9 protein-coding genes are annotated in these 12,382 nt (G+C 43.1%); 6 read left to right on the top strand and 3 right to left on the bottom strand.

Annotation, left to right across the window (positions count from 1 at the left end; genetic code table 11):
• The first annotated feature begins 12 nt into the window (after positions 1–12).
• Both DSL64_RS01155 and DSL64_RS01150 read left to right on the top strand, forming a co-directional pair.
• The gene (locus tag DSL64_RS01155) at positions 13–915 is read left to right on the top strand and encodes a sensor histidine kinase (RefSeq protein WP_115828798.1); all 903 of its coding nucleotides are present in this window, start codon (positions 13–15) and stop codon (positions 913–915) included.
• Positions 916–948: 33 nt separating this feature from the next.
• Positions 949–2,130, top strand: coding sequence for a PP2C family protein-serine/threonine phosphatase (locus DSL64_RS01150; protein ID WP_115828797.1), 1,182 nt, complete (start codon positions 949–951; stop codon positions 2,128–2,130).
• Positions 2,131–2,194: 64 nt separating this feature from the next.
• Here DSL64_RS01150 and DSL64_RS01145 read toward each other — a convergent pair whose 3' ends face one another.
• On the bottom strand, positions 2,195–4,009 hold the full coding sequence (locus tag DSL64_RS01145; RefSeq protein WP_158547836.1) for a glycosyltransferase: 1,815 nt from the start codon (positions 4,007–4,009) through the stop codon (positions 2,195–2,197).
• Between the two features lie 301 nt (positions 4,010–4,310).
• Between DSL64_RS01145 and DSL64_RS01140 the strand changes: the two genes are divergently transcribed.
• From DSL64_RS01140 to pgi, 3 genes are all read left to right on the top strand, one after another.
• Entirely contained in the window at positions 4,311–5,513 is a 1,203-nt protein-coding gene (locus tag DSL64_RS01140; protein ID WP_229216910.1) for a DUF5009 domain-containing protein, read from the top strand.
• 105 nt (positions 5,514–5,618) lie between these two features.
• Complete coding sequence (locus DSL64_RS01135; RefSeq protein ID WP_115828795.1) at positions 5,619–6,461, top strand: sugar phosphate isomerase/epimerase family protein; 843 nt, start codon at positions 5,619–5,621, stop codon at positions 6,459–6,461.
• A 107-nt stretch (positions 6,462–6,568) separates the two neighbouring features.
• A complete protein-coding gene (gene pgi, locus DSL64_RS01130; RefSeq protein WP_115829135.1) occupies positions 6,569–8,218 on the top strand; it encodes a glucose-6-phosphate isomerase in 1,650 nt (549 codons plus the stop codon).
• Here pgi and DSL64_RS01125 read toward each other — a convergent pair.
• Entirely contained in the window at positions 8,197–8,571 is a 375-nt protein-coding gene (locus DSL64_RS01125) for a VanZ family protein (RefSeq protein ID WP_115828794.1), read from the bottom strand. The two genes, pgi and DSL64_RS01125, sit on opposite strands and share 22 nt — an antisense overlap.
• 143 nt (positions 8,572–8,714) lie before the next feature.
• Here DSL64_RS01125 and DSL64_RS01120 point away from each other — a divergent pair, with 143 nt between their 5' ends.
• Positions 8,715–9,365 (top strand): response regulator, encoded by a 651-nt coding sequence (locus DSL64_RS01120; protein WP_115828793.1) that lies wholly within the window; start codon positions 8,715–8,717, stop codon positions 9,363–9,365.
• Here DSL64_RS01120 and DSL64_RS01115 read toward each other — a convergent pair.
• Positions 9,362–12,307 carry a ligand-binding sensor domain-containing protein gene (locus DSL64_RS01115; protein WP_115828792.1) on the bottom strand — a complete coding sequence of 982 codons (2,946 nt, stop codon included), beginning with the start codon at positions 12,305–12,307 and terminating at the stop codon, positions 9,362–9,364. The two genes, DSL64_RS01120 and DSL64_RS01115, sit on opposite strands and share 4 nt — an antisense overlap.
• Positions 12,308–12,382 lie beyond the last annotated feature (75 nt).

Here is a 12,382-nt window from a genome sequence, read left to right as displayed (position 1 = left end):
TACACAAATTAAATGACCAGTATTATGGGGGCAGAAACTACCAGTCAATCAGATTCCCGCAGTGCCGATGATGCGGAGCGTAACAATGTCCTGGAGCTAAATCAGGAGATAGAGGCGTACCGGCAAAAGATATTTGAATTGAATAAACTCGCTGATATCGGTCAGTTGAGTGCGGGGATTTTACACGAGATAAAAAATCCGGTCAGTTTCGTCAATAATTTTTCAAGATTATCCCAGGGATTGGTGGGGGAGATTTTGGAAATTATAGAGAAAGCAGATTCAGATAAGACAGAAGATGATATCGCAGACCAGAAGGATTTGCTCGAAACCCTTTCGAAAAATCTTTTGAAAATCAATGAAAACGGTAAGAGGATTGAAAGAATTATTCAGGGAATGCTGGCTCAGACACGGTCAGACGGGCCTTTTCTTGAACCAACCGATTTGAATCAGCTACTGGAAGAGTATACCAAGCTTGCTTATCAGAGTCTGCGCGGGGAGGACAAAGATTTTAATGTTTCCCTGAATTTTACGCTTGATCCTCAGATTGGCGAAATCAATATTTCCCGTGGGGAATTTGGCAGAGTAATCCTGAATTTGGTTAACAATGCCTGCTACGCAATTAATGAGAAACGAAAGCAGGAAGTCGCAGGATTCGATCCGGTGATCCGTGTTTTTTCGCAGAAAATCGGAGATCAAGTCGAGATACGCATTATAGATAATGGCATAGGCATTCCTCCGGAAATTGTCTCGCGGCTTTTTCAGCCATTTTTCACTACCAAGCCACCGGGCAAAGGAACCGGTTTGGGACTGGCACTCACCTACAGTGCAATTGTAGAAACGCACAAAGGAAAAATAGAAGTTACCTCCACACTTGGAGAAATTACGGAATTCAAAATCACGATTCCGGTCTTATAATCCAATATTATACCCAACTAAAAAACTTCAGTAATGGCAATCAGAATTTTAAGTGTGGACGATGAGCAGGACATGGAGATGCTTATTCTCCAGTTGTTCAGAAAGCAGATCAGAGATAAAAAATACGAATTCGTTTTTGCGAATAATGGGATAGAAGCGCTTGAAAGGCTGGAGGAAGCAGGGGATATCACGCTGATACTTTCGGATATAAATATGCCCGGGATGGACGGATTGACTTTTTTGTCCAAAGTGAATGAGAAGCAGAATCCGCTTTTAAAGTCCATCATGGTGTCGGCTTATGGTGATATGGACAATATCCGCACTGCGATGAACAGAGGCGCATTTGATTTTGTAACCAAACCGGTGAATTTTGAAGATCTCGAAATTACAATTTCCAAAACCGTAGAGCATATTGAAATGCTGGCGGATCTGGAAAAGGGTAAAGAGCAGCTCATTGCTATTCAAAACGATCTGAGTGTTGCAAAGGAAATTCAGATGTCGATGTTGCCTAAAACCGTCCCCGGAAACATAGGAAAGGCCGGGGTAGACCTTCATGCTTTTTTGCAACCCGCAAAAGTGGTAGGAGGGGACTTGTACGATTACTTTATGAAGGACCAGGATCATTTGTTTTTTATGATTGGTGATGTGTCGGATAAAGGCGTACCGGCTGCACTTTTTATGGCTATTACCAAAGCTATTTTCAAAAGTCAGTTTTCCAACCGCAATGGAGATAGTCTGGTGCAGAAGGTGAAAATTGTCAATGAGTTTTTAAGTGAGGACAATTCCTCATTTATGTTCGTGACGGCATTTGTTTGCATTCTGAATGTGAAAACAGGGGAGTTGGAGTATGTTGACGCAGGGCACGAACCACCGGTAATCGTCCGTGCAAACGGTGAAACAGAATTGTTCAAAAAGGAAGGTGGAATGGCGCTGTGTTTTGATCCGGAGTTTGAGTTTACGTCCCGAACCATGAAGTTGAACCCGGGTGATAAGGTAGTTCTTTACACGGATGGCGTTACCGATGCCAACAATATCCCCGGCGACAGGTACGGTTTGCACACATTGCGGGATTTTTTCACTACCGGGGAAGGTTCCCAATGTGTGACTGCCAAAGAAATGAATGAGGCAACACTGACCAGCCTTGTTCAATTTATAGGGCCGGCAACGCAGTTTGATGACATTACAATGCTGTCCATGCGTTATCTGGGCAGCTGAAAATTACAAAACTGAAACCCGCCGGATTGAAGAATTTTCCGGCGGGTTTCAAAATGGCTGACAATCAGTACGATCCCGTATCGGGGTGTAATCTGGTGAAAGCCAGTTTGTATGCTTCATGGTAGCGGGATTGTAAATTTTTCCAGCGGAGTGGCTCAGTTACATAGGTTGGGAGGGTTGCGCGGGGTATGTAGTGCTCCCTTGCCAGCGACTCTGCAAACGAGAAAAGCTGTTCTTGCAGTCCGTTAATGACTTCTTCGTCGGATTGGAATTTGCGGTTGAGCAAATACATTTCTCCTGCCTGATGATTAGGCATCACTTCGGAAAGATAGTGAGCAAACCCGGAGGTATCGCTGGCAATTACCGGTGTTCCAGCCATCGCTGTCTCCATGGGAGCATAGCCCCAGGGATCGTAAAATGATGGGAAAATTCCTAAATTACAACCTTTGATAAATTCCTGATAATCGATTCCAAACAATGATTTGGCACGTTCTATAAAGTCAGGATAATAGATCACTTTGACCCTGTTACTCTCTTTATTATCCAGGCCAGCCGTCTGGCAAAAGCGGGTAATATCATCTTCTTCTGCCAACTGGTGCATGGTAACAGCAGGCAAGGTATAGCTCTTGAAATCCCGAACGGCCTGCTTCCATGTTAGCAGCAATTCATCATCAATCAGGTTATTGAGGTCAGGTAATTTAGATCCACCGGAGTGAGCCACATTAGCATATAGTCTGGGCCCGAGCCGTTGGCTGATCTTTGCGCATATCTTTCTTAGATCCTGGTATTTCTGCTTTGCTTCCAACACTTCAGATTTGATATGATAAAAAGGTCGTTTTGAAATGACGAACAGGACAATTGTCAGATCAGAATTTTCTCTCATAAGCTTTCCGTTAAGCCTTGCCATAGCTTCCAGCGTAATGTCAAATCCTTTGTTCCGGTATTCGTATCGGCCTGAGGTAAAGAAATAGACTGCCTTGTCCGTATTGATAGGATAACTGGGCAAAAACAGCGCTTTTACAAAATCATCTATCTTTTCACGGTGCTGGGTATAGGTTTCGAAAACTTCGTGGCGAAGTACAGCTTTTTTGTTTATCCCGTTGAAAATAATCTGGTCGGGTTTTCGACCAAGAAATATCTCACATTCCAGGCTGATATGCTCACTATCCGTTACCAACACCTGTGCTTTTTTTGCAATCGTTCTTTCCAGCACAAGCCGGTTCTCAATACCATACTCATTAGCTTTCGTTTGCCAGTCATAGTTCTGAAAATTCGAGAAATAATGGCGTTCGTTTGGGGCTACGTATCGTCCCAACAAGGTGGAGTGAGTAGTGAAAACCGTGGCAACGCGAACCTTGTCGTCCGCTAACTCAGGAACGCAGCTTGCGGACATCCATTCATGAAAATGAGCTAAAACGTCCTGGTCCCTGTTTATGCACTCGGTGTAAAGAGAAAAAAACAATCTGAGTATTTCGCCGAAACCAAGTACCTGATCCAGTATTTGATCGGACTGGATTGTCGAGAGCTGATATTTTTCCCAAAGCCGGGCTTTAATAGTGTTGAGTTGTCCGGTATCAATGTCAGGATTGAACAGTAGTACTTTGGGGCGGGAATCGTCGAGTAGCCAATGCCCGTAATGTACCTCAAATCCTGATTCCCGAAGTTTGACAATCGTTCTCGAAATAGCAGAGTCGTCCAGAGCCGCAATAGGCCTGAACTCCGCTTTTTTGTGATCCGGTAGATACGGTCCTATCAGGAGATAATCATCTCCGTAGGTATCGGTCATCACAGGAATTTTGGATTTGAGATACGTGAATATCCCTCCGATCTGGTTGCATACTTCCCATGCAATCTCAAACAGAATGGTACCCGGTTTCAATATTCTGAAGGGTTCGGTAATTAAAGTTTTATGACGTTAAGTATATCCAGCCCTGAAGCAGTTTATTCAAGTAGGATATTTACATTAAATTTAATCACAATAGGAAGTTTTGTTTTTAAAGATGAGTTTAAACAGGAAAATCGAACCTTTAAACCGGGAAAATCGGCAATGAAGTTTTATTCTTCTTCTCTGATGCTATTTGTCACCGTGATATAAAATGTGAGCCGATGTAGTGCAGATTAACTGAAATACATAACTTTAAAACGATTAGCACTTGCCTGTTTTCTCTAAACACTACTTAATGCAGACATCGACATTGCCTTCACAGAGACTGGAATCAATTAATATTTTCCGGGCAGTCACTATGTTTTTGATGATTTTTGTCAATGATTTCTGGACACTCGAAGATGTCCCGGTCTGGCTTTTACACACCGCTGCCGAAGCTGATGCCATGGGTTTTTCTGATGTTATTTTTCCGATGTTCCTTTTTATTGTAGGGCTGTCTTTACCATTTGCTATCAACAATCGAATGACGAAAGGCGATAGTAATCGGGTTGTTCTTCAACACATTGTCGAAAGGACATTTGCACTTCTGTTGATGGGAATTTTCCTGGTTAATTTCGAAAATATGCGGTCCGAAGTAATGATGATCCCGAAATATGTGTGGGAAATTCTTTTGATCGCCGCCTTTTTCCTGATATGGAATGTTTATCCTAATAAGCCTGAGAGAAAGCGCCTTTATACAGCACTGAAAGTTTCAGGTTATGTTGTGCTCATCGTGCTGGCGGCAGTGTATCAGGGAGGTACGAAAGAAGATCCGCGCTGGATGGAAACGCATTGGTGGGGGATATTGGGTTTGATCGGCTGGTCGTACCTCATCTGTTCAGTTGTATACCTGTATTTCAGGCAGCGTCTTTTGCTCGTTATTTTTTCCTGGTTTGTACTCGTGTTGTTCAATCTGGCTGATTTCGCCGGTTGGCTAACCCCTCTGGATGCTATACGCAATACATTCTGGATTGTAGGAAGTGGTGCAATGCCCGCTTTTACAATGGCCGGTGTGGTTGCATCTATGCTCTATCAGCGTCATTTCAGAAAAGACAATGCAACAATCTTCATTGCCATTCTTATTTTGCTTGGAGTGCTGAGTCTTCTATTTGGTTTTGGAACGCGGCCATTTTGGGGTAGTTCCAAAATACGCGCCACACCTGCCTGGCTTGGAATATGCACTGGTGTGAGCTTTATCGTATATGCCTTTTTCTTCTGGCTGGTAGAAATGGCCGACCGAAAAAACTGGGCAAATGCGTTGAAACCAGCAGGAGAAGCCACTTTGACATGTTATCTTATCCCTTATATATGGTATGCCCTCGTCACGATTGCCGGTGTCAGTCTGCCTCTGTTTTTACGCACGGGAATGATTGGTCTGGTGAAATCTCTGCTATTTTCACTTTTCATCATCCTGCTCACAGGTTTGATAAACAGGTTGGGAGTGAAATTGAAAATTTGATAGAAACAGGCTCTAAGTTTGACATAATTTTATTCACAAGAAATGTGGTAAATCCCAAACTATTCGTCTTTAACAGAAATATGTATTTCCTAAACTCAGATTCAAATGAATTCAAGACGTGATTTTGTAAAAAAGACTATTGGTACAATTGCGGCAGGCAGTGCTTTCAGCGTACTCGATGTCAACAGAGTGCTGGCCAATGGTAAGCAGGAAGATCTTTTTAAGCTTGGTGTAGCAGGATTCAGTTTTGTACATTTTAAGCTTGATGAAGCACTGGCGATGATGAAGAAAACGGATGTGCGCTATTTATGCATCAAAGATTTTCATTTGCCTTACAAAAGCACAGCGGAAGAAATGGCGGCCTTTCATGAAAAGCTGAAACAGTCCAACGTGACAGGCTATGCAGTGGGGCCAATTTATGTCAAAACTACGGCAGAGATTGACAACGCCTTTGATTATGCCAAAAGAGTAGGTGTAAACCTGATTGTGGGTATTCCCAATCCTGAACATTTGCCATATCTGGAAAAAAAGGTGAAGGAGCACAACATTCGTTTTGCCATCCACAATCATGGTCCGGAAGATAAGCTGTATCCGAACGCAACGGTGATCTACAACCTGATTAAAAATCTTGATCCACGGGTTGGAATCTGCTTCGATATGGGTCATGATACGAGAGATAATCAGGATGCGGTGGCGGATTTGGGTAAATACAGCAAAAGAATTTTCGATATACATTTAAAAAATGTTACCGCTGCCACCAAAGATGGCACAACGTGCGAATTAGGCCGTGGCGTGATTAATATTCCTGCATTTGTTAAAATGCTCAGAAAGGTGAAGTATGCAGGCTCATGCAGTCTTGAATATGAGAAAGATATGAAGGATCCGCTGGCAGGTATAGCGGAATCCGTTGGTTATTTCAGAGGAGTTTGTGCAGCAAGCCAGGCCTAAAAAGTGGTTTGGCGTGCAGTTATATCCTATTTTTGTAGCAACTGGTAGTAAAAGTACCCCTGCTGCCGTTTATTTTTGATCTTTTAGAAACGTAACACTTAATAATGATGCTTAGCACCACGCCATTTGATAAGACCGCGGCTTACAAAAAGCTGAAAACACATCATAAAACCATCTCTCAAAAAGACATAAAAACCTTATTTGAAGAAGATCCTGATCGCTTCAAAAAATTCTCGATTCGTCTGGGTGATATCGTTCTGGATTATTCCAAAAACAGAATCAACTCCCGTACACGCTCGTATCTTGTTCAGCTGGCAGAAGAGTCTGGTCTTGCCGATGCCATTGAGCAGATGTTCTCAGGTGGTAAAATCAACGCCACAGAAGGACGTGCGGTACTGCATACGGCACTAAGAAACCGTTCTAACACCCCGGTAGAAGTGGATGGAAAGGATGTAATGCCGGATATCAACGAGGTTCTTGAAAAAATGAAAGACTTTTCAGGGCGCGTTCGCTCGGGTAACTGGAAGGGTTACACAGGCAAAGAAATTACTGATATCGTCAACATTGGTATCGGAGGCAGTGATTTGGGGCCGGTAATGGTGACAGAAGCACTGAAGGCTTATGGTAAAAAAGGGTTAAATGTGCATTTCGTATCTAACGTAGATGGCACACATATTGCTGAAACGCTGAAGCCGCTTGATCCTGAGACTACACTCTTCATGATTGCTTCCAAAACTTTCACAACGCAGGAAACAATGGCTAATGCTGTTTCTGCCCGTGACTGGTTCCTTGAAAAAGCGAATGATCAGGAGCAAGTGAAAAAGCACTTCGTTGCGATTTCTACGAACCGTACAGAGGTGGAAAAATTCGGGATTGATCCTGAAAACATGTTTGGCTTCTGGGATTGGGTTGGTGGTCGCTACTCACTGTGGTCTGCAATCGGACTTTCAATTGCTTGTTTCGTAGGATTCCAGAATTTTGAACAACTGCTGGCAGGTGCTCATGATATGGACAAACACTTCCGTACTACCAAGTTTGAGCGTAACATTCCTGTTATTCTTGCACTTTTAGGTGTTTGGTATAACAATTTCTTCAATGCGCAGTCGCATGCCATTTTGCCATATGACCAATACATGCACCGTTTCGCAGCCTATTTCCAACAGGGCGATATGGAAAGTAATGGCAAGTATGTAGGTCGTGATGGCCAACCTGTAGACTATCAGACAGGTCCGGTGATCTGGGGGGAACCTGGTACAAACGGGCAGCATGCGTTCTATCAGCTAATCCATCAGGGGACAAAATTGATTCCTTGTGATTTTATTGCGCCTGCAACAAGCCACAATCCACTTGGTGATCACCACAAAATGTTGCTATCCAATTTCTTTGCGCAAACAGAAGCGCTTATGAACGGTAAAACCTACGATCAGGCTAAAGCAGAATTGGAAGCAGCAGGAAAGAAAAAGGAAGAGATTGATTTCCTTACCCCGTTTAAAGTATTTACAGGAAATAAGCCAACCAACTCGATTCTTGTTAAGAAAATAACACCGAAGGTTTTGGGAAGCCTGATTGCCATGTACGAGCACAAGATATTTGTTCAGGGTATCATCTGGAATATTTTCAGTTTTGATCAGTGGGGAGTTGAGCTTGGAAAACAACTTGCTAATAACATCTATCCTGAGTTGCAAAATGACTGGCCGGTTACCAGTCACGACAGCTCTACAAATGGTTTGATCAATCAGTATAAGCGCTGGAGATAACGATCAATGATCCGCGTTTTGAAGTAATAGCCTAATAAAACACCAACAGCATCTGCCAGTGCGTCCCACCAGTCAAAGGTGCGATCGAACGGCAGAAGCTGTTGGTAAAATTCAAGAGCCACGCCATAGGCTATTCCGGCAGCGACACATAACAAAGCGTTACCCCGTGTTGCAAGAAGCCAAAGCACAATCCACACACAGAAAAGACCTGCATGTACAACTTTGTCAAACCCTATAACCGGGGCTGAAGGGATACTTTTGCCGGGAATTGTACACGCCACAAGGATACACAGCGTCCAAAACCAGGCCATCCATTTTGTTTCGGTGAAAAGTTTGATAAAAGCGTTGAGCATAGGTATGATAATTATAGATTATTGTGGCTGTAAATATAGCAGTCATCAATGGTACATTTATGAATTTGAAATGTCATTAAGATTGCCGGATTTGACACTCATCCCTTCTTATTATCAAAACTTGAAATACTTCTATCAGAAATATGAATAACGTAGAATCTAAGGTGCTTTTGGTGGATGACCACCAGATTGTACTGGATAGTCTGTCTTTACTTCTCTCCTCATTTGAAGGTTTGTCCATCGCCGGAGCCTATACGGATGGGCGTCAGGCGATGCAGTATTATCAGGAACACGGCGCAGATATCGTGATTACTGATATGCGAATGCCCGGATTTTCAGGAGTTGAGCTGTGTTCAGCCATACGCAGGTTTGATCCGGATGTAAAAGTATTGATGCTGACCATGGTTGAAGATGTGAAGCAAATCAGGGAGGCGATCAAAGCAGGAGTGAACGGGTATGTACTCAAAATGGCTGATGCTGATGAGCTGCTGCTGGCGATAAGAACGATACTGGACGGACGCCGCTATTACAGTGATGAAGTGGTGATTGAGCTCGCAGTCGGTAAAGACGAAAATCTGACAACGAAGCCGGGTACATTTGCCAAGCTAACTTTGAGAGAGCTGGAAATACTCAGACTTGTTGGCAAGGAGATGTCTACCAACGAAATTGCGGAAAAACTTTTTATCAGTGTGCCCACAGTGGAAACGCACAGAAGAAATCTGATGCAGAAAATCGGAGCCAAAAGTGTGGTTGGGATGGTACTATTTGCCGTCAAACACGATTTACTTAACTAATCCTTAAGGGGAATATTAAACACATACAGGTATTCTGGCTCGCTGGAAAGTGATCCTCTTAATTTCTTAAGACTTTGCAGAAGCGGTAAGTTCAGATTAGGGAATTCAGCATTGACTAACGTAATGGTAAGGTCTGAAGGGGATATATTAAAGGAGAGTTTACAATTACCGAGGTTAAAGGATTTGGTTACCTCAGAGAATAACAGCTTGTGAAAATTAAGAATTTCGTGACGCCTTTCTCCGGAAATGGCCGTTGTTTCATTTTCGCAGATATCAGCAAAATGATATGAAACACCTGAAGGACGCAGATAAATATCGGCGTTCTTTTTGATATAGGACCACAAGCTTTCCGCATTGTCCTGTTCTGAGTCTGTGATCCAAATCACCTCACTGATCTGATCCGAGATCGTTCGGGAAGTATCCACAATACGTTGCAGGTAGGAATTAGTGTCTTCTTTATTGGACTGATGCATAGCTACCTGCCCCAATAGTTTGAGTCCGAATAATTCAGAGCCAAGGCTATCATTCATATCCCGTGCAATGCGCGCCCGCTCCCTTTCCAGTGAAATTCTCTTTTCAGACTCGATTCGCTGAGCCAGTAATTTTTGATTGAGATAGGTTCTGATAGAAAGAAAAATAACACCTGCGAACAGGAGAATCATCAGAAAAAGGAACCACCACGTTTGCCAGAAAGGTGGTGCGATTACGATCGACAATTTTCTAACTGCGGATACCCAGTTGCCTCCCAAGTCTGAAGCCTGTAGCTGAAATTCATATTCTCCGGCAGGCAGGCGGGCATATCGTACCTGGTCAAGTGTGCCTGCATAAATTGTATCCTTATCGTATCCTTTCATAAAATACCGGAAGCGGTTCAGTCCGGCGCTACGAAAATCTGTGGCTGTGAATTTCAATGTAAAAGTATTGTCTGAGTAGGAGAGTTGTATCGTATCATCTGCAGCAATCTGTTTAGGATTGCTGCCATTTTCTGTTCCATCAAGAACAAGCCCCGTGAAGTGAGCGCTTACTTTGTCTCTGCGCAAACTGAGTAGTCGCGGTCTTATACGGTCAAGACCTCTGGTACTTCCGAAATATAGATCACCAGAAGCAGTGGCAAGTGAGGAACGGGAGTTGTACTCGCGGGGAGGAATTTCCTTAACGAATTCAAATCGTTCGGATTCCGGATTGAATCTGGTCAGTCCCCGGTTGGTGCTGAGCCAGAGATTTCCGGACTTATCCTGTTGGATGCAATAGATGTATTCATGATGCAAACCATCCTTAACGTGATAAGTTTTGATAATGCTGTTGTTAAGTATATTCAGTTTCACCAAACCCTGATCTGTGGCCGCCCATAACAGTCCTTCCGTGGTGGAGTGGTGCAGATCAAGTACATGGTAATTTGTGAAGAGTTTTCGGATCTGCTTTAACTTATTATCTGAAAGCTGAAATACCTCAACACCCCGATAACGGCTGGCAATGTAGATTAGCTGGTTTTTTTCATCGAAATAGGATGCATAACCACCAACAAAAGAATTCTTCTCTGTTTTGATTACCTGCATCTTATGCGTGTCAAAGAACATAATTCCTTTGTTAGTAATCAGAAGCATCAAAGAGTTATCTACCGATAACAAATTGCTTACTTCACAAAAGTTGGGAAGTTCAAACTTTCGAAACCGATCCGCATCGGGAAGATATAGCGCGAACCCGTTCAGAGTGGCAACCCATATTCTGTCCGCCTGGTCCTTCAGTACATAGCGTATTGTGTTATCCGGAAGTCCGTTTGCGGTTGTGTAGTGCCTCACCTGACCGGTATTAGGACTCAGACGGTTAATTCCTGTTAATTCAGTTCCAATCCATATATCTGCATTTTTATCCTCTGCAAGCCCCCGTATTGAATAGCCGCTCAAATTAAAATTATTGTTCTTACCGTAGGTATAGCAAGTAAATGCGGAGGGGACACTCGTAATAATATCAATACCTTGCGGATCGGTATTAGCAAATACATCATTGTTTTCATCAATAAATATCTCGCTTACTTCATTGAATTTCAGGCTATTCGCGATGTCGTCCTCATGTTGGATGTGTTCTGCAATCTTGCCTTTTCGCGGATCGAAAATAATGATCCCGTTTTTCTCAGTAGCCAGCCATAACTTTCCGTGGAGATCCTCGGCAATGTCAAAAAAGTTAATCCCTTGATCCTGCAACAGGTTTGTGTGTACTGTAGTTTTCTGAGTGTTGTATTCGAGGCATATCAGTTGCTGCTTTCCGCCGATCCATACGTTGCCTGCACGGTCGGAACTGATGCAGGAAAAGTCAGAACCTGTTGAAAAAGAGGATGAAGATCTCGAAAAGTACGGGATTGTTTTCTGAGTTTTAACGGCATAGCGAATGACTTCGTGTTCGGGAGTAAGAAGCCATATATCTCCATCGGGAGTTGTGGTGATAAAGTTGTTAAACTGAGACCTGCTGTAAGCTAATTGATCGGTCAGAAGTTTGATTCTACCATTATGTAGAGAAAATAAACCTGTTTCAGTCAGCAGGTATGTATTCCTGTCCCGGTCTGAGAATACATGCACAGACCCGGTTGGAATTGTTTTTGTGAAGCCGGGTTGCAAAAATTTATTTGTTGGCCGGTCGTATTTATAAACGCCTTTATGTGAGCCAATCCATATCTGCCCTTCCTTGTCTTCTGCAATACCCTGTATATTCGTCGATTCTCCTGAAGCTCCGGAAAGATAAACTTCAAAGTTCTTACCATTAAACTTATTGACTCCATCCTGTGACGACATCCACAGATAGCCCCGTGAGTCTTTCATCATATGGTATACCGAACCCTGCGACAGACCATCTTCAATTCCGACATGCCGGAATCTATAGGTTCCCTGAGCAGACACCTGGCCAGCTGAGAGAGCAAACAGAAGTATGGTTACATATATGATACGCATGTCAATGGCTATCCCTGACCCTGAATCTTTGTACGATTCATTAGATTAGTATAAATATCCCCCTGAATGCAGTAT

This window comes from Dyadobacter luteus (assembly GCF_003383615.1).
GTDB lineage: Bacteria > Bacteroidota > Bacteroidia > Cytophagales > Spirosomataceae > Dyadobacter > Dyadobacter luteus.
Note: the sequence above shows the minus strand (reverse complement) of the source record. Positions and strands in the feature narration are given on the sequence as shown.